Annotated in this window: 15 protein-coding genes and 1 pseudogene; 13 read left to right on the top strand and 3 right to left on the bottom strand. The window is 34.5% G+C overall.

Annotated features, from left to right (window positions below; translation table 11 throughout):
* The first annotated feature begins 466 nt into the window (after window positions 1–466).
* Entirely contained in the window at window positions 467–1,069 is a 603-nt protein-coding gene (locus tag BscR1v2_RS01885; RefSeq protein WP_010703497.1) for a superoxide dismutase, read from the top strand.
* Window positions 1,070–1,148: 79 nt separating this feature from the next.
* Here the strand turns inward: BscR1v2_RS01885 and BscR1v2_RS01890 are convergent.
* Window positions 1,149–3,241: pseudogene (locus BscR1v2_RS01890) on the bottom strand (S9 family peptidase).
* An 886-nt stretch (window positions 3,242–4,127) separates the two neighbouring features.
* Between BscR1v2_RS01890 and BscR1v2_RS01895 the strand changes: the two are divergent.
* A complete protein-coding gene (locus BscR1v2_RS01895) occupies window positions 4,128–4,565 on the top strand; it encodes a Ros/MucR family transcriptional regulator (protein WP_078689527.1) in 438 nt (145 codons plus the stop codon).
* Between the two features lie 106 nt (window positions 4,566–4,671).
* Here BscR1v2_RS01895 and BscR1v2_RS01900 read toward each other — a convergent pair whose 3' ends face one another.
* A complete protein-coding gene (locus BscR1v2_RS01900) occupies window positions 4,672–5,082 on the bottom strand; it encodes a SufE family protein (RefSeq protein WP_078689528.1) in 411 nt (136 codons plus the stop codon).
* Between the two features lie 109 nt (window positions 5,083–5,191).
* The gene (locus BscR1v2_RS01905; protein ID WP_078689529.1) at window positions 5,192–5,575 is read right to left on the bottom strand and encodes a DUF5330 domain-containing protein; all 384 of its coding nucleotides are present in this window, start codon (window positions 5,573–5,575) and stop codon (window positions 5,192–5,194) included.
* A 1,249-nt stretch (window positions 5,576–6,824) separates the two neighbouring features.
* Here BscR1v2_RS01905 and BscR1v2_RS01910 point away from each other — a divergent pair.
* From BscR1v2_RS01910 to BscR1v2_RS01960, 11 genes are all read left to right on the top strand, one after another.
* A complete protein-coding gene (locus BscR1v2_RS01910) occupies window positions 6,825–7,685 on the top strand; it encodes a peptidoglycan-binding domain-containing protein (protein ID WP_078689530.1) in 861 nt (286 codons plus the stop codon).
* Between the two features lie 340 nt (window positions 7,686–8,025).
* The gene (locus tag BscR1v2_RS01915; RefSeq protein WP_078689531.1) at window positions 8,026–8,262 is read left to right on the top strand and encodes a hypothetical protein; all 237 of its coding nucleotides are present in this window, start codon (window positions 8,026–8,028) and stop codon (window positions 8,260–8,262) included.
* Window positions 8,263–8,282: 20 nt separating this feature from the next.
* The gene (locus tag BscR1v2_RS01920) at window positions 8,283–8,951 is read left to right on the top strand and encodes a response regulator transcription factor (protein WP_034990115.1); all 669 of its coding nucleotides are present in this window, start codon (window positions 8,283–8,285) and stop codon (window positions 8,949–8,951) included.
* Window positions 8,948–10,360: a sensor histidine kinase gene (locus BscR1v2_RS01925; RefSeq protein WP_078689532.1), complete on the top strand. Its 1,413-nt coding sequence runs from the start codon at window positions 8,948–8,950 to the stop codon at window positions 10,358–10,360. Before BscR1v2_RS01920 ends, BscR1v2_RS01925 begins: the two co-directional genes overlap by 4 nt.
* Before the next feature lie 650 nt (window positions 10,361–11,010).
* Window positions 11,011–11,739, top strand: a complete 729-nt coding sequence (locus BscR1v2_RS01930) for a tetratricopeptide repeat protein (protein WP_418214939.1) — start codon at window positions 11,011–11,013, stop codon at window positions 11,737–11,739.
* Between the two features lie 192 nt (window positions 11,740–11,931).
* The gene (ccmE, locus tag BscR1v2_RS01935) at window positions 11,932–12,429 is read left to right on the top strand and encodes a cytochrome c maturation protein CcmE (protein ID WP_078689533.1); all 498 of its coding nucleotides are present in this window, start codon (window positions 11,932–11,934) and stop codon (window positions 12,427–12,429) included.
* On the top strand, window positions 12,419–14,362 hold the full coding sequence (locus BscR1v2_RS01940; protein WP_078689534.1) for a heme lyase CcmF/NrfE family subunit: 1,944 nt from the start codon (window positions 12,419–12,421) through the stop codon (window positions 14,360–14,362). Before ccmE ends, BscR1v2_RS01940 begins: the two co-directional genes overlap by 11 nt.
* Window positions 14,363–14,401: 39 nt before the next feature.
* Window positions 14,402–14,830, top strand: a complete 429-nt coding sequence (locus BscR1v2_RS01945; RefSeq protein ID WP_078689535.1) for a cytochrome c-type biogenesis protein — start codon at window positions 14,402–14,404, stop codon at window positions 14,828–14,830.
* A gap of 215 nt (window positions 14,831–15,045) precedes the next feature.
* Window positions 15,046–16,554 (top strand): Do family serine endopeptidase, encoded by a 1,509-nt coding sequence (locus tag BscR1v2_RS01950; RefSeq protein ID WP_078689536.1) that lies wholly within the window; start codon window positions 15,046–15,048, stop codon window positions 16,552–16,554.
* Between the two features lie 78 nt (window positions 16,555–16,632).
* Complete coding sequence (locus BscR1v2_RS01955; RefSeq protein ID WP_078689537.1) at window positions 16,633–17,319, top strand: response regulator transcription factor; 687 nt, start codon at window positions 16,633–16,635, stop codon at window positions 17,317–17,319.
* Entirely contained in the window at window positions 17,316–18,698 is a 1,383-nt protein-coding gene (locus tag BscR1v2_RS01960; RefSeq protein WP_078689538.1) for a sensor histidine kinase, read from the top strand. The genes BscR1v2_RS01955 and BscR1v2_RS01960 overlap by 4 nt, the downstream gene beginning before the upstream one ends.
* Window positions 18,699–18,723: the final 25 nt, after the last annotated feature.

Here is an 18,723-nt window from a genome sequence, read left to right on the forward strand (position 1 = left end):
ATGTAAGCAGCTTGTGTTAATATTCTAAAATTTGTGAAGAGGAATGACTATAGTTGATGTGTTTATGTGCTTACTCATTTTATTGATAGCATAAATATGGATTTAATTTTATGTATGCATTGGTAAGATTTTCATTAAGTGCGATATATTGTGATATTTTTAAATATATTCAAACTTAGATTATTTTTACTAAATAAGGGGGATAAGAACTTTTTTAGTTTATAATTTTTATCTTTTTTGATGACTTAGTAGGAGAACAATTTTCTATAAATTAATTTGGCATATTTTTTTTATTAGTGCCATTATAGTGTTTAGTTTCTCATTAGTTTAATTGGTTTATAAAAACGGCTTTTAAAGCTAAATTGATTGTAAACAAATATTCAATAACATTTGCTTTTAAGTGCTGTAAGTGCCAAAGTAAATTTTGGGAGAGAGCTTAATAATTAGAATCGAGGAGATTTTTAAAATGGCTTTTGAATTAGCTGAATTGTCTTATGATTATGACGCCTTGTTACCTTATATGTCACGTGAGACGCTTGAATATCACCGTGATAAGCATCATTTTGCTTACCTTACTAATACAAATAATTTGGTAAAAGATTTAGGTTTAGAAAATAAGAGCCTTGAAGATATTATTAAGGAAAGTTTTGGCAAAAATCCTGGTTTGTTTAATAATGCAGCTCAATCTTATAATCATCATCATTTTTGGAATTGGATGAAAAAAGGTGGTGGTGGTCAGAAGCTACCTGGAAAATTAGCAAAGGCTATTGAGTCTGATCTTGGTGGTTATGAGAAATTCCGTACAGATTTTATTGCAGCTGGTAGTACTCAATTTGGTTCTGGCTGGGCGTGGATAGCTGTTAAAAATGGCAAGCTTGAGATTATGAAGACACCCAATGGTGAAAACCCTCTGATTCATGATGCTCAACCTATTTTAGGTGTTGATGTGTGGGAGCATTCTTATTACATTGATTACCGTAATGCACGTCCGAAATATCTTGAGGCTTTCGTGGATCATTTAATTAATTGGGATTATGTTTTAGAGCTGTATGAAAATTGCGGGTTTTAAGTAGTCTATAGGGCTATTTATCTTAAAGAATAAAGGCTTCATAATTTATTAGATTGTGGGGCCTTTATTAGTAAGATGTTTAGTTATCAATAATTTTTCCAACTATTTTTAGGATATATGCGTATATATATGCGGTTTCTTCCAATTTTGAGAAACGTCCAGCCGCACCTGCGTGACCTGAATCCATATTTATACGCAATAAAATTGTATTATCATCTGTTTTAAAATCACGCAGTTTTGCTACCCATTTTGCAGGTTCCCAATAGGTTACACGAGGGTCTGTTAAGCCTGCAATGGCAAGAATAGGGGGTATTCCTGGTGTTTGATGTTATCATAGGGTGAATAAGAAGCGATAAGGTTATAGTCTTCTTTTGATTCAAGAGGGTTACCCCATTCAGGCCATTCTGGAGGTGTTAGGGGCAATGAAGCATCTAGCATTGTTGTTAAAACATCAACAAAAGGGACATTAGCAACGATGCCAGCAAAATCCTGAGGAGCTAGATTTGCTATAGCCCCCATCAGCATTCCTCCTGCTGAACCACCTTGGGCGATTAGCCGGTCATGAGCAGTAAATTTATGATTTACAAGATGACGTGCACAGGCAATAAAATCATAAAATGTATTGTGTTTAAAAAGATGTTTTCCTTTTTCATACCATTCAGTGCCCTTTTCTTTTCCACCACGAATATGAGCAATGGCATAGATAAAGCCTCTATTGACTAATGAAAGTACATTACTATTGAAACTTGCAGGAATGGAAAATCCATAAGCACCATAACCGTAAAGTAGACAAGGTGCACTACCATTAAGCACAGTAGTTTTATGATATACAAGAGAAATAGGGATCGTTTCACCATCATCTGCAATTGCTGTAATACGCCGTGTTACATAGTCATCTTTATTATGCCCAGAAGGGATTTTTTGTGTTTTTAAAAGCACTCGTTTACGACTTTTTACTTCATAATCAAAAATTTGATTAGGTGTTGTCATAGATGAATAAGCAAAACGAATGGTTTGGCTATTATATTCTGCAGCCCCTTGTAGATCTAAGGAATAGGCTTCTTCTGTAAAGGCAATGGAATGAATTTGTTTTGTTGAGCGCTCCATAAGTTGTATAGAAGGAACCCCTTCAAATTGTTCAAACCAAATAAAAAAATCTTGATAGGCATCGTGAGATAGGATCAGTCGTCCGGGTTGATGGGGTACAAGCTCAGACCAGTTTTCTGATTGCGGAGATGAATATGGGGCGACCATGATTTTAAAGTCTTTTGCATTATCCTGATTGGTGAGAATATAAAAAACATCGCCTCCTTCTGTAAGCGAATATTCAATGCCTTTTTGTCGTTTTTGTACACATTGGGGTGCTGTAAGGGGCGCTGTAGCAGGGATAAGCCAGGTTTCTGATGTTTCATGGTCGTGAATGTTAATATAAATAACGTCATTAAGTTTAGAGCCACTCACATGTAAGAAAAACCCGGGGTTATCTTCATGAAAAATAAGCTTATCTTGAGATGGGTCAGTGTTCAATTGGTGGTAATAGAGTTCTGAGGGGCGGTGGTTTTTATCCATTTTAGTGTAGAAAAAGCCTTCAGATTTAGCGTCCCAGACGAGTTGTCCGGATGTATTTATGATTGTATCTGTGTAATCAGATAATGTTTTAAAGCTACGAATTTTAACTGTATAAAATTCAGAACCCTTATCATCATAGCTCCACGCAACATGTGTATGATCAGGAGATACATGGACTGAGCCAAGATTAAAATAATCTTTACCTTCAGCCAAAACGTCACCATTAAGGTAAATGTCTTTTTTACCTCCATTTCTTGGTGTACGAAAATAGTGTGGCTGTTCTCCCCCAGTTTTATAGCATAGCCCATAGGCAAAAGGACCACGTTTTATAGGAACGGAACTGTCATTTTCTTGAATACGGTTTTTCATTTCTGCAAAAAGCAGATTTTGTAATGTTTTTGTATCGGCCATTTGAGAAGTTTGATAAGCATTTTCTTCTTCAAGGTGGCGTCGAATATTTTCATCAAGACAGCTAGGGTTTTTTAAAACATCTTGCCAATTAGCTGCACGCAGCCAATAGTAAGGATCCTCTCGGTAAATACCGTGATACATCTTTTTATAAATGATTTTAGATGCTTTTGGGGGAAGTTTAGGTAGATGCATCATACCATGGTCCTATAAGATCTAATGGTTTTATTCATATGTTAGAGCAACACCATTCAAGCAAAATTCATGTAAATAGCATAAACTTGTAAATTCTAATTTACCTGTAAAAATGGTTAAGTTAATTTTCACAGTTTATGCAATGTATGTTTATTCGCTGTATTTTATAGATATTACCTTCTATCAATATAATCATATCTTTATTAATTAAGTTGAAAATTAGCTAGTGTTAGAATTGAATTTGACCTCTCCATGGTGAAGTAAATTTCTATCATATACACAATAAGATTATACTGAAAATAAGGATGCCAAAATTTGAATAGAAAGAGTTCTTTAGATATTGTATTAATACGTGATGTTATATCTTTCTGGTATTAATGACCATACCATTCGTAGTTTTTTTGTACGTTTTTGATTTTTATTTTGTCCGCCGCATTCTTTTTTTGCTGAACTTAGAAAATTGTTTAAGTCACTTTTTGTATTTTTAAAAAGTTGTTTATTTATATCAGGATTGAAATTTGCATGGCGGATACAAAACTATGAAGTTATCATTGTTTAATACAAAATTCGTTCTATATATCATGATTTTGTATTAAATATTTTTATAAATTCAATGAAAAATAACTAATTTTTTGCTATATTTCGTATTTATAGACGATATTTTATAACACAAAATTAGCTCACAAAAGGAACAAGTTGAGTTTTTATAATGTAATATGTCAAAAAGGAGAAGTTTATTTGTTTTTTCTGTGTTGAGATGATTTTATAAAATAATTGAATTGACAAAAAAGATTTTTGTACAATATGAAACTTATATGCATTAAAATTTCAATGTCATGAGTGTAAATGCGAATATTACCTCAATTTAAAATTAAAGGAAACAAGGATGGAACATCACCCAGTCCTAGAGACTGAAAGCAATTTAGTTATTACGTTAGTTGCTGATATTGTTGCTGCTTATGTAAGTAATAATTCAATTCGGCCGACTGAAGTGCCAGGTCTAATTGCTGATGTTCACGCTGCTTTTTTGAAAGTAGGGAATGCTGCATCAGCAGAAGCTGGAGTTGAAAAGCAAAGACCTGCTGTTAATCCAAAACGTTCGATTTTTCCTGATTATCTTATTTGTCTTGAAGATGGAAAAAAGTTTAAATCTTTAAAGCGTCATTTGATGACACATTATAAAATGTCTCCTGAGGAATATCGTGAAAAATGGCAATTGGATAGCTCTTATCCTATGGTTGCACCTAATTATGCAAAGGCCCGCTCGAATTTAGCTAAGGAAATGGGACTTGGGCGCAAACGCCAAAAAAAGAAAATTAAGTAATCCATTTTAAAAAAACACTCTTCAAATTTAACATCTCAAAATACTTTTTTGAAAGTACATTTTTATAAGGTGCTTTATATAGTTGTTAGTATGAAAGTTTTAAAGGTTATGAATAACTTTCAGTACGAATTCGTTCAATCATAGATTTAAAACCATTCGATCGTTGTGGTGTTAATTGTTCATTTAAACCGAGTGTTTTAAGCAATCCCTCAGCATCAGCTATACGAATTTCAGAGGCTTTTTTACCTGAATAGAAGGCGAGAAGAATATAAATTAGCCCACGAACAATATGGGAATCGGAATAGCCTTGAAATGTTAATATAGGATCTTTTGAATTATCACGTGAAAATAAAAGCCATACTTGACTGACACAACCAGGAACTTTGTGAGCATCATTTTGTGCATTTTCTGGAAAGGGCGGTAACTCATTGCCGAGTTCAATAATGTAACGATAACGATCTTCCCAGTTATCAAGAAAGGAAAAATTTTCTATGATATCATCAATCGTTTCTGCCATAACTTCAATCCTTGTTTTGTTTTTGTGATTGTATAGTACATTTAGTTGACAGATACGTATCTCTTTCTTGTAAAATACAAAAAAACAGTAAAAGTTAAGAATTTTTGTTTCAAGGTAATTCTATATAATCTTGTTTGATCTGCTTTTCTGCAGGGGGTAAAATATCGTCTTCTGAGGTAGTATTTTCAGGTTGAATGGTATTTTTATTACTAAATATACTATCAAGGTATTCATAGGCTATTTTTGCACCATCACGTGCGCGTTCACCAAGTGGGTTGAAAAAGGATTTTCCAGTTTTACAAACCTCTACATTACGCTCACAGAATTTTCCTAAATCAGTGATTGTATTTTTAAAAGCGATAATAGCATCGCTTGCTGTTATATTAGCTTCTAGGCTGGAGGAGTGATTGTCCTTTGGTTTTGCAGAAAAAAATGAAATAACTACAAAAATAATAAATAGAAAAAATGCTGATTTGATTAAAAAACGTATCATAGAACACCAACATACTGTAGTTACAACTGAATAAAAAATAATTTATATTATTTTCCTTGATGAAAGATTTATATAACACTGGCCTTGTAAAATTTCGCATGCATTTCTGAAATTGCATTATTAGCTTTTGTTACCAAAATATATGATATAGTCTCATGTACAGGCGTTATTTATTTTCTTTTCATAAAAAACTAGATTTCCAATTTGTTTTGTAAAAATTCTCTCATTTTGTAAATACATAGGGAATAAACACAGTTACGAAAGGGAACATGATCAATAATCACACCCTTGAATTAGGGTAATGAATTGATATTCAAGGTATTATATAGCTATTTGTTTTAACGTTTTATTATGAAAGAAATTTCAAACCTTAAGTGTTTTAATGGATTCTATGCACCTTAAACTGAATTATATTTTTACGTTTTTTATATAATTTGGGTGAATGTAAAAAGGACCAATTGTAATTTGGGTTTATAAGGCAGACCTTATACATTTTGTTTTTATGCTATTTAATACGTGATGTAAAAGTTTAGATAATGATCTTTCGTTTCAGTATTTTTGATTATTTTTTCAATTGTTTGTTGTTATTTTAGGCGGTGCTAATTTTGTGGCTTATATTGAAGAAGAATGAAAAGCCGAAAAAATAAATGCGCATTTTCAGTGAGAAGGTTAAATAGTTTTTTTTACCCTTCAGATATTGCAAATAGAATCCGAAATAAATCTTATAAGATTGAGCAGGATATTAGTGGATAAAATTGCTATCAACGTGTGATACTATATTTGAATTTGTATTGATCAAATCATTACGTCAAAGGGTATAAGTTCATAAATAAGCTATCTAGGAAAAAAATATGCTGCAAAGTTGGCTTTTAATAATCATGAAATATATCTCAATATGATTTCATCATAGCATAATAAGCACAAGAAAAGTGTAATTTAAGATACAACATTGTTAAGGTAATTTGTTAGAGGGTATTATATGCAAGTAAGATTGAGATGAAAAAATGTTATATAAACTAGATATCTCTTTACAGATTGCTAAAAATATTGTGGCAATGTGAAATTGAGAAAAATAGATTAAGACTTGTCTTACTTGTGTATGTAAGTTTGTATATCGGTATAATGAACATATTGAGTCTAACTTAAAAAGTACAAATGATAGCAGTAGGTATGCTTTTCTAGCTGAAAGTGATAATAAGTTTGATTTTATACGGAAAGCAATTACGGTTAAAAATAAAAAATTAAAATAATGGCAAAAAAACGAAAAACGCGCAAAACGAAAGTCATAAAAAAGCGTAGTATTATTATAACATTTTTCTTAATAAATTACCGTTTTCTGCTTTGGTTAGTAAAATGGCTTTATCGTCGTACGCGCATAAATGCTTTATTGGTTATAGGCTTTTTCTTTTTTATTATCAGTTTTGTTTTTTTTGCTTTTAATGCTTTATTTTCACAAATAAAAATGCGTCAGGATAGCTTCGTTGAAATGAGCTTGGCGGCAGTTCCGACTGTTATACAGAATTTTATTTTACTTAAAGAACGCGCTACATCTCAAGAAAATACTTTTGTTATTTCTGTACCTACTACAAAGAGTTTGCATCAAAATTTATCGTTGAATTCTTTGCAGAGTGCTTTACCAGAGGATTTGTTGGAAATACAAAAAGAATTAGCAGAACTTGGATTGTATGATGGTCCTTTAGATGGTGTGGATAATCTTAAGATGCGTCGTGCTATAGAGCTGTGGAAACAACAAACTGCTAATAAAACTTTACCAGTGCAAAAAGATAAAGATATTGTGTCAAAGCATCCGAGAGATGAAGTTGCTGCACTCATTGAGCGTAGCGAAATAGAGATGGCAAATAATCCAATAACAACAAGTGAGTTAACTCATTCAGAGGAAGTTATTTTAAAGCCTCTTGTTACAGATATTATACGGGTACAGAAAGCATTACGTATGTTTGGTAACCAAGAGGTGACAATCACTGGTATAGAAGATGAAAAAACTATGCGTGCTTTAAAGCAGTTTCAAAAAATATTTAATCTTCCCATAACAGGTAAGATTGATCGTGAAGTTTTGCTCAAAATGCATGAAGTTGGTTTGCTGAGTTAAAAATAATTCTTTCTATAGATTCCTTATTTTTTGATTTGGGTTTTATAACTTATAATTTGGATTCCATAAAAAATAAATTGAGACTAGAATTTTTAAAAGTAAATATAAATTTGTTTATCTAAAATTTTTGGATATCTGCTCTTGTTTGTTCTATACATGTTTGTTCTATACATGGCGTGTGGGAAGTGTGTGTTATGTTGTTGTAGAGATAATTAGGGTATCATAGTAAGTTAGATTTTTTGGAATTTATCATTGCAAGTCAGGTACTACTTTGTGATTTTGCCTAAATAAAATTCTATTGTTCATTTTCTATTCAGGTAAAGTAGATTATAAGCTATTTATGATAGAAAAAATTTTCTTATTTATAATGTTCTTAAGTGTCATCAGTGTGGATTCTGTTTTAGCTGCTGATTGTGCTGAGGTGGGTAAAAGAATTGCTAGCCGTCAAGGCGGAACGTTGACGCGCTCAACGCCAATTATGCGAGATGGCGAAAATATGTGCGTGGTTGTAATCGTAGTGCCTGCTCATAATGGTAAGAGACCACGTCGTGTTGAAGTTGTTGTTCCTGCTGATTAATTTTTTGTGCAGGTATAGTAATGCGCATTTTAATTGTTGAAGATGACCGAGATCTTAATGATCAATTAGCAGAAGCTTTGAAAAATGCAGGATATGTTTTTGATTGTGTTTTTGATGGTGAAGAAGCTTATTTTTTAGGAAGTACAGAGCCTTACGATGCTGTAATTCTTGATATTGGTTTACCACGCATGGATGGGATTCGTGTTGTTGAGAAATGGCGCCAAGAGGGGTATTCCATGCCTGTTTTAATGCTAACAGCACGCGATCGTTGGTCTGATAAAGTACTTGGCATTGATGCAGGTGCTGATGATTATGTTGTTAAACCGTTCCATATAGAAGAGGTAATAGCACGGTTGCGGGCGTTAATTCGTCGAGCTGCAGGCCATGCAACAAATTCATTATCTTGTGGGAGTGTTTTGTTAGATACTAAGACTTCTCGTGTTTTTGTTGATGGTCAATTGATTAAATTGACATCACATGAGTTTAGGCTTCTTTCTTACCTTATGCACCATTGTGATCAAATCGTTTCAAGGACAGAGCTTATCGAACATCTTTATGATCAGGATTTTGATAAAGATTCAAATACGATTGAAGTTTTTGTAGGGCGATTACGAAAAAAGCTTGGAGTAGATTTGATAGAGACTGTTCGTGGAATGGGGTATCGGGTAAAAACATTAGGTGATAAATGACAGCCCTGAAGAACAATAGCCAGTTTAAGAAGTTCTTTTATTTTGTTGGTAACTCTCTCAGCTTACGTGTTATGATTTTGTCTACATTGTGGGTTACTATTTCGATTTCGTCTATTTCAGCAATCAGTATTTTATTTTATCAGCGTTCAAGTGAACAAAGTCTATGTCGTATTCTTTCTGCTCAGCTTTATAGTCTTATTGCAACTGTAACTGTAACGCCTGAGGGGTATTTAAAAGGAGGTTTTGGATTTGATGATATTCGTTATTCAGATTCCACATCAGGGTGGTATTGGGAAGTAGTTGCTGTATCACCTGATTTACATGGAAGATTGGTGTCACCGTCATTGGGAACTAAAAAAATTTTTTCACCAAGCGATGTTGATGTGCCTTTTGACAATCAATTCTTTCGTTCTTATCGAGTAAAAGGGGATGATGGTAAGAACCTACAGGTTATTGAAAGCGATATTGTTTTAGATAATCAAAATAGGGTTGCACGTTTTCGCCTCGTTGGGAATATTGATGAAGCGCATGCGCAAGTAAAAGAGTTCAAGCAAACTTTACAAATTTTTCTTTGGAGTTTTGGTATAGGCAGTGTTCTTATCAATATTGCTGTTATTTTTTTTAGTTTTCAACCATTGAAACGGATTCGACAAACATTGAATGATATTCGTGAAGGTAAAGCTGATTATGTCAATACGGATTTATTGAGTGAAGTTATGCCGTTGGCACAAGAAATGAATGCTCTTATTAATAATAATCAGCGTATTATTGAACGATTTCGGATGCAAGTTGGTAATCTTGCTCATTCATTGAAGACACCTTTATCAGTTATCATGAATGAAACTGATAAAATGAGTGGAAAACAGGCTGTTTTATTATGTGAACAAGCTAAAATAATGCAGGCTCAAATCAATCATTATCTACAACGTTCTCGGATTGCAGCGCAGTGCAACAGTATTATTAATCACACATCTGTTCGCAAAGTGCTCGATCGTTTAGTGCGGGTCATGGAAAAGCTCAATCCTGATAAACATATTCAATTTATCATGGATATTGATGATATTGTTTTTTCTGGTGAAAGGGAAGATTTAGAGGAAATTGTCGGTAATTTGGTTGAGAATGCTGCTCAATGGTCTCGCACCCAAATTTTAATTTGCTGTGGTTTAGAAGAGGGTGTTGAAGAGGAAGCATTCTTTAATATCATTATCGAAGATGATGGTCCTGGTTTAACAGAAGAGCAAATAGATAAAGCTTTAAAAAGGGGACAGCGACTTGATGAAAGTAAACCGGGAACGGGATTAGGATTAGCGATCGTTTCAGATATAGTCAGTGAATATGGGGGAAGTCTTTCTTTATCACGTTCTAAATTGGGTGGATTATATACAAAGGTTTTATTGCCAAGGCGGTAAATATATTTTTTCTAAGAGGCGCGTATATTAGAATTAATAAATGAAGTAGTATCTTCATACAACGCATTGAGGTAAAAAAGTCATTTTTTGTATGTTAGGATGGTGTTTGTATATACTAAAGATCTATAAGTGGAGTCTTTGTTATACTTTGTATATGTGGGTAAAATTAATAATGAATTTTGCTCAAGTCATAATGCAAAAGTGGCTTTGTTTTCATGGGTTTTTTAATGCTTTTATTTTTGGCAAGTCATTACAAAATTTGTAAAGGATATAATGTATTAGAGGATGTTGGATACTGAAAAAATCACTTGAATGTTTATATGAGGTAAGTATTCCTAAAAATGGTGATACTAGGATTATTTTATCCCAATTGATTTGAAAATTGTTATCAATACAGTTTTTTATCTTCAATGATACGCTACAAACAGTTTATAGCAGTACATGTCACAATTCTAATGGAAACTAGGGGATTTCTTACATGAATTACGAAGTAAAGAAGAACAGATTATAGCTTTTTAATTATTATAATGATATTACAGTAATATGCTATTATTAATTTTAGCTGCGTTTTTTCTCATTCTTTTAACAAGTGCTATCTTTTTTTTGCTGCATTTTGACTATGGATCCAAAAAGGTAGGCAAGTTTTGGTTATGGATGAGGGCAAAAGTCAGATTCATAGAATTGAATCTGGCTTTGAGTATGACTTCATTGATAAAGAGCGCATACAAGAAGTACATCTTGAATTACCTAGTACAGCCATTTCTGTTGAAACACACAAGGCTTTTGTACAAAAACCTTATAAGCACCGTAAGGGCCTTTGTGTTTTAAAGGCATTTGTTATTTTATTTATTCCATTTGTAACATGCGGTATTTACAGTTTAACAGGCAGTCCGGGAGCCAAAAGTTATTTTTTTAATGAATTAATGGATAAGGATCCACAAACGTTAAATAGGCATGAGAAACTTGTACGTTTACAAACGCTTTTTTTTCGCACGCCCAATGATGGCAAGATAGCAGATGTTTTAGCAATCAGTTATTTTGAGGAAGGTCTTTTTCAGGATGCGGTGAATATTTATTTAGATGCACTTCGTTTAAATGGAGAAACAGCTCCACGGTTGATGGGGTATGGTTTAGCGTTGGTTGGTTATGAAGGCGGAGTAATTACACAAGAAGCGCAGAATGCTTTTCAAAAGGCTGCAGATTTAGCTCCAGATGATTTTTATCCTCGTTTATTTTTAGCTGATGCACTTTGTCAGGCTGGTAAGCCTGAACAGGCAGTCCAGCTTTTACAAAATTTTCTCGGTACAATATCTAAAGATGTTTCAGGACGATCCCGTGTTGAAAAAATGATAGTTCAGTTACGTAATACATGTAATTAGATGTCAAAGAAGTAAATTGGAGCAGCTTAAGGCTATTGAAACAAAAGGGCTTATTGAGTAGTAAAATTAGATAAGCAAATTGATCAGTGTACAGAATACTGTAAAGCTGTCTAAAAAGATGAAATATATGAATGATTAAATTGTACTTATGTATATCACGTAATTTATAAAAATATTTTTTGTAAATAGGCTATGAACAGTCAATCTTTAAAAAGTCTCCCTTCACTTAAGCTTATTTTGAAAAAGCGAAAAAAAAAGCGCCTGCTACTCATTTTATTATGCCTTTTTATACTGGCAATTGCAGCAGGCTTTTTATTGTACGCAATGCGTAATGCTGCAAGCTTTTTCCGAACGCCATCTGAGATCACTAGGGAGGATATTTTAACAGGTCATTCTTTGCGTCTAGGTGGCTTTGTTGAAAAAGGGACCGTTGAATACGGTGACAGGATGAAAGTAACTTTTTTCGTGACAGATCATTCAAAGCGCCAAAAAGTAATTTTCAATGGTATATTACCAGATCTATTTCGTGAAGAGCAGGGTGTTATTGTAGAAGGATATTTTGACGAACAGGGGCTTTTTATAGGCACACGTGTTTTGGCAAAACATGATGAGACTTATATGTCTAAGGAAACAGCTGATCATTTAAAAAAGCGTCATGGTATGGAAAGGGCATTTGATCGTGCTCGTTGAATTGGGTCATATTTTTTTAGCTTCAGCATTTACGGTTAGTTTATTGCAGGCTTTTTTACCTATTTTGGGTATTTTGTGGGCAGAGCGCTCATTGATGCGGATAGTGGAACCGCTGGCATATATCATCTTTATATTATTGTTCTTGTCTTTTTCAATTATTGTGCATGCCTATATGGTATCTGATTTTTCTGTTCTGAATGTTGTTGAGAACTCTCATTCAGAAAAACCAATGTTTTATAAGGTCATTGGTGTTTGGAGTAATCACGAAGGATCAATGTTATTATGGGTTTTAATCCTAGCTTTTTTTAGCGCATTAGTGGCATTGTTTAGTCATCAACTGCCAGAAAAATTTAAAGCATTAGTTTTAAGTTGCCAAAGTTGGATTACAAGCGCTTTTCTTTTATTTATTCTTTTTTTATCCAACCCATTTGTACGTATTAATCCACCAGCATTACAAGGAAATGGCCTTAATCCTCTTTTACAGGATAATGCTTTAGCAATTCATCCACCACTTCTTTATTTAGGTTATGTTGGTTTTTCAGTTTGTTTTTCTTTTTCAATAGCTGCATTAGTTACAGGATATGCCGATAAAGTTTGGGCACGTTGGATACGGCCATGGATTCTTCTCTCATGGGTTTTTTTAACGCTTGGGATTATGGTTGGTTCATATTGGGCTTATTATGAACTTGGCTGGGGTGGTTATTGGTTTTGGGATCCCGTTGAGAATGTTTCACTTATGCCTTGGCTTTCAGGAACGGCTTTCTTGCATTCTGCTATTGTTCTTGAAAAGCGAAATGCCTTAAAAAGTTGGACTTTGTTTTTAGCCATTCTTACTTTTTCTCTTTCTCTTATGGGGACTTTTCTTGTTCGTTCGGGTATTTTAATGTCTGTTCATAGTTTTGCTGTTGACCCAGCACGTGGGCAGGCAATTCTTGCTATTTTGCTTTTTTTCATAAGTGGGGCTTTTTTGCTCTTTGCTTTGCGTGTACCTGTTTTAAAAATAGGTGGATTTTTTCAACCAATTTCGCGTGAAGGTTTTATTGTTTTAAATAATTTATTTCTCACCACGGCAACAGCAACAGTGTTAGTTGGTACAGTTTATCCTTATTTTATTGAAGCATTAACTGGACAAAAGATTTCCGTAGGTGCTCATTTTTTTAAACTTACATTTGGGCCTTTAATGGTGGTGCTATTATTGTTGGTTCCATTTGGGCCAATGATAGCGTGGAAGCGCGGCGATTTTCTTGCAGTTTTTGAGCGGTTGTGGTTTGTTTTTGTATTAGCTTGTGTGGCTTGTTTTATCACATTTTATACAACGTCTTGGCGTGATATTTTTGCAGCTTTGGGAGTTGGGCTTTCAATTTTTGTTGTCTTGGGTAGTTTAGCTGGTCTTTGGGTGAAGAGTGGTCATAGAAAAACACCTGTGCTGATACGAGCAAGGAGATTTTTTAGGTTGCCGTGGTCTGTTTTTGGAACTGCATTGGCACATATGGGATTAGGGGTCACATTATTTGGTATTGTTTGTGTTGCAACTTTTGAGCAAGAACAGATGTTAACCATGCAAATAGGGGATACGGTTACAATAGCTGGTAAAACTATTCGTTTTGACGCATTACGTAATGTTGCTTTCTCAAATTATTCTGAAATGCAATTTGATTTTAAAATATATAAAAATCAGAAATCTGTGCGCAATGTAACGGCATCAAAAAGATTTTACCCAAGTAAAAATATATCAACGACAAAAGTTGGTATTAAAAGTTATGGTTTTTCTCAATTTTATGTTGAACCAGGTCGGATAGGTGATCAAGGTCTTGATGTATATATACGGTGGAAATCTTATGTGATCTGTATTTGGTTTGGTGCATTGATGATGGCAATTGGTGGCTGTTTTTCCTTTTTAGGTTATTGGTTACGTATAAGGATGCATCAATGAGTAATTTCCAATTTTAAATATTTTTGAAAGAGTATTGCGGTGAAAAGGTTTTTCTGTTGGGCTTTTATTTTTTGTGTTATCCTTTCTCCTATACAATTTGTGATAGCAGTAGAGCCACATGAAATTTTAGAAGACCCAATACTTGAATCACGGGCTCGTAATATTTCATCACAGTTGCGTTGCCCAGTTTGCTACAATCAATCGATTAATGATTCAGATGCTCCATTGGCACATGATTTACGCCTTTTAATACGTGAACGCTTAAAAGCAGGTGATAGTGATCAACAGATTATTGATTTCCTTGTTGAAAGATATGGTGAATTTATTTTATTGGAGTTACCATTCAATAAAATAACATGGTTTTTATGGTTATTTCCTCTGATATTTCTTATCATTGGTACCAGTGTTATATTTTTTCAAATAAAACGTCGTAAACGCTCAAAATTAATTGCTTTCAAAACTAAATGAATAGAGATGACTAAAATGTTATCAAAGTGAAATAAATTATATACAGAAAAGAAGTTTGGTCTGTTTAAATTAATGCTTTGTCTCTATTTATTATTATGAATTGTTGTTTGTCTAACCTTACAAAACTTTAACGATTTAGACAGAAAACGGTAAGGTCTGTTGTTTTATTACTAATTTCATAAAGACCTCAATATTACTAAATAGGAGCACACAAAATGGTTAAACCAATCTTCCGTATGATATCGCCGGCAATAGGTCTTTCTACGGTTTTAGCAAGTACAATGTTTTTGAGTGGATCAAACTTTTGGATGACAGAAGCTCATGCAGATCCTGTATTTGTTCCATCAGTGCAGCAGCAGGGGTTTGCAAATATTGTGTCTCAAGTAAAGCCTGCAGTTGTTTCAGTGCAGGTGAAGAGCAATGCAAAAAAAGAAGAGTGGTTCTTTGATGGCTTTTTTAGTGCTCCAGGTATTGATCAATTACCAGATCAACATCCTTTTAAAAAATTTTTCAAAGAGTTTTATGACCGTGGTTGGCCTAACAATAAGCATTCTCATCGTTCGCATAAACCCCGTCCTATAGCTTTTGGATCTGGTTTTTTTATTTCGCCTGATGGTTATATCGTGACTAATGATCACGTAATTTCTGATGGAACAAGCTATTCTGTTGTTCTTGATGATGGTACAGAACTTAATGCCAAACTTATTGGAACAGATTCTCGAACTGATTTAGCAGTGTTAAAAGTAGATGACAAACGAACATTCCCATATGTTGATTTTGCTGATGATTCAAAGCTTTATGTTGGCGATTGGGTTGTTGCTGTTGGTAATCCATTTGGTCTTGGTGGAACTGTAACAGCAGGGATTGTTTCAGCACGTGGACGTGATATCGGTGCTGGTATTTATGATGATTTTATTCAGATTGATGCTGCTGTTAATAGGGGAAATTCTGGTGGGCCAACTTTTAATCTTAATGGGCAAGTTGTTGGGATTAATACAGCAATTTTTTCTCCCTCTGGAGGAAATGTTGGAATTGCATTTGCTATCCCTGCAACAACAGCAAAACAGGTTGTAAAGCAGCTTATTGAAAAAGGTTCAGTTCAACGTGGTTGGCTTGGTGTTCAGATTCAACCAGTAACCAAGGAAATTTCTGATTCAGTAGGTTTAAAAGAAACCAAGGGTGCTTTAGTTACTGATCCACTCAAAGGGCCTGCAGAAAAGGCTGGTATTAAAACAGGTGATGTAATTATTGCAGTAAATGGTGAAAAGGTTACTGATGCGCGTGATCTAGCAAGACGTATTGCGCATATTAGACCGGGAGAAACAGCAGTCTTAAATGTTTGGAGATCTGGCAAAGAAGAAAAAATTAAGGTTAAGCTTGATGCAATGCCAGAAAGTGAAAATAAAAAAGAGGCTTCAAGGTCTTCATCAAGTAAGCAACAAAGTTCGAATGAAACGCTAGAAGATTACGGTTTAATTGTAAGCCCTTCTGATGATAGCACAGGAATGGTTGTAAACGATGTGGATTCCGATTCAGAAGCAGCAGAGAAGGGAATTCGCCCTGGTGATGTAATTGTAACAGTTAATAATAAACCGGTTAAAAAGGTGTCTGATATTACTGATGCAATTAAGAATGCGCAAAAGCTAGGACGAAATGCAATATTGTTGCAAGTGCGTACAAATGATCAAAATCGTTTTATTGCTCTTCAAATTGTTAAGAAATAACGTCTGTTAACAGTGGGGCAGAATTTTTATGAATTTCTGTCCCATAATTGTTTAATAAAATAATTGGAGAAGCGTTTTATGAAGATACTTGTCATTGAAGATGATCGTGAAACAGGACGTTATCTTGAAAAGGCGTTTTTGGAAGTAGGATATACAGCTGATATTGCTTGTGACGGGGACACTGGTTATTCTTTGGCTGAAACAGGCAATTATGACGTTATGGTTGTTGATCGGATGCTACCACATCGTGATGGTCTGTCCATTGTTTCTGAATTACGTGCCAAGGGCAATGAAACGCCAGTTCTTATTCTTTCTGCTTTAGGGCAAGTTGATGACCGTGTAACAGGTTTACGTGCAGGAGGTGACGATTATCTGACAAAACCTTATGCATTTTTAGAGCTTCTTGCACGTATTGAAGTATTGCAACGACGGAAAAGCCCTAAAGAGGCAGAAACTGTTTATTGCGTAGGCAATCTTGAGCTTGATCGGTTAGCGCATACAGTAAAACGTGGTGGAATAAATATCATATTACAACCACGCGAATTTCGTTTGCTTGAATATTTAATGCGGTATGCTGGTCAGGTTGTTACACGCACTATGCTTTTGGAAAATGTTTGGGATTATCATTTTGATCCGCAAACAAATGTAATTGATGTTCATATATCTCGCTTGAGAGCAAAAATTGAAAAAGACTTTGATATTCCACTTTTACATACGGTACGTGGAGCTGGATATATGCTAAAGGCTCCAGACAAAACAATATGAACCGTTTAATCAATATAATGCGCACAACTGCTCTAAGGCTTTCTGCACTTTATATTTTATTGTTTAGTTTGGTTGCAGCTGGTCTTTCTATTTATATGACAGCATTTGCTGTCTCATTATTAACAGATCAAACTGAACAAGCTTTACGTGAAGAATTAAGGAATATTGAAAGCGCTTATAATTATGGTGGGTTGTCTTTATTAATGCGTACTATTGATTATCGTTCGCGACAACCTGGGGCTTTTCTTTATCTTGTTACTGATCCTATGGGGCGTATTTTAACAGGCAATGTTGCGCGGATTGAACCTGGTCTGCTAAAATATAATGGCTTTCTTTCGGATTCTTTTTTATATTCACGTTTTGGAGAGCATGGCAAAACAAGTGAGCATCGTGCTTTAGCAGTTGTTGTTGATTTACCAAATGCTATGAAACTTCTTGTTGGACGGGATTTAGATGAACCAGAACGTTTTGCAAAGGTTATTCGTAAAGCTGTGGTGATTGCTCTTATAGCAATGGTTGGAGGGGCTTTGCTAATATGGTTTTTTGTTGGCAGACGGGCGTTGCAGAGGATTGATCGTGTCACAGCTGCATCACAACATTTAATGGATGGTGATTTTAGTGAGCGCTTACCTGTTTCTCAAGCAGGTGATGAGTTTGATCGATTATCAGCTAATCTCAATGTTATGTTAGATCGTATTGAAGAATTAAATATTGGTCTACGTCAGGTATCAGATAATATTGCTCATGATCTTAAGACGCCGCTAACACGTCTTAGAAATCGCGCTGAAGAAGCGCTGTCAGGGCAAAAGACAGAGCTTGAATATCGGCAGGCGCTGGATGATGTTATTGCTGAATCAGATCAACTTATTCGTACTTTTAATGCTATTTTGATGATTTCCCGCATTGAGGCTAGCAGTTCTATTGCGCATCTTGAACCCATGAATGTGAAGTTAATTCTTGAAGATGCCGTTGAACTTTATGAACCTTTTGCTGAAGAAGCGGGTATTTTGCTTCGATTAGGGCATGTATTTGATAAAGAGGTCAGGCTCAATCGTGAGCTTATTGCACAATCGATTTTTAATCTCATTGATAATGCAATCAAATATGCACCTAGTGGTGAAAAAAATACAGAAATTTCTTTGTCAATGGAATACCGTGGCGAATGTTTGCTTGTTGTGGTTAGTGATAATGGTCCGGGAATTGCAGAAGATAAGCGTGAAAAAGTAACAGAACGGTTTGTTCGCCTTGAGAAAAGCCGCACACAGCCTGGTTGTGGTATTGGTTTAAGTATAGCAAAAGCTGTTATGAAATTTCATGGGGGAGAGTTGTTGCTTGAAGATGCAAACCCAGGGCTTAGAGCTGTTTTGATGTTTCCTTAATATTTGTTTACTTCATCACTTTATT

The organism is Bartonella schoenbuchensis R1, assembly GCF_002022685.1.
Taxonomy (GTDB): Bacteria; Pseudomonadota; Alphaproteobacteria; order Rhizobiales; family Rhizobiaceae; genus Bartonella; species Bartonella schoenbuchensis.

Excerpts from the sequence above, each read along its gene's own strand:
- BscR1v2_RS01885 (WP_010703497.1), top strand. The coding sequence starts at position 467 with ATGGCTTTTGAATTAGCTGAATTGTCTTATGATTATGACGCCTTGTTA.
- BscR1v2_RS01895 (WP_078689527.1), top strand. The coding sequence starts at position 4,128 with ATGGAACATCACCCAGTCCTAGAGACTGAAAGCAATTTAGTTATTACG.
- BscR1v2_RS01900 (WP_078689528.1), bottom strand. The coding sequence starts at position 5,082 with ATGGCAGAAACGATTGATGATATCATAGAAAATTTTTCCTTTCTTGAT.
- BscR1v2_RS01905 (WP_078689529.1), bottom strand. The coding sequence starts at position 5,575 with ATGATACGTTTTTTAATCAAATCAGCATTTTTTCTATTTATTATTTTT.
- BscR1v2_RS01910 (WP_078689530.1), top strand. The coding sequence starts at position 6,825 with ATGGCAAAAAAACGAAAAACGCGCAAAACGAAAGTCATAAAAAAGCGT.
- BscR1v2_RS01915 (WP_078689531.1), top strand. The coding sequence starts at position 8,026 with ATGATAGAAAAAATTTTCTTATTTATAATGTTCTTAAGTGTCATCAGT.
- BscR1v2_RS01920 (WP_034990115.1), top strand. The coding sequence starts at position 8,283 with ATGCGCATTTTAATTGTTGAAGATGACCGAGATCTTAATGATCAATTA.
- BscR1v2_RS01925 (WP_078689532.1), top strand. The coding sequence starts at position 8,948 with ATGACAGCCCTGAAGAACAATAGCCAGTTTAAGAAGTTCTTTTATTTT.
- BscR1v2_RS01930 (WP_418214939.1), top strand. The coding sequence starts at position 11,011 with ATGGATGAGGGCAAAAGTCAGATTCATAGAATTGAATCTGGCTTTGAG.
- ccmE (WP_078689533.1), top strand. The coding sequence starts at position 11,932 with ATGAACAGTCAATCTTTAAAAAGTCTCCCTTCACTTAAGCTTATTTTG.
- BscR1v2_RS01950 (WP_078689536.1), top strand. The coding sequence starts at position 15,046 with ATGGTTAAACCAATCTTCCGTATGATATCGCCGGCAATAGGTCTTTCT.
- BscR1v2_RS01955 (WP_078689537.1), top strand. The coding sequence starts at position 16,633 with ATGAAGATACTTGTCATTGAAGATGATCGTGAAACAGGACGTTATCTT.
- BscR1v2_RS01960 (WP_078689538.1), top strand. The coding sequence starts at position 17,316 with ATGAACCGTTTAATCAATATAATGCGCACAACTGCTCTAAGGCTTTCT.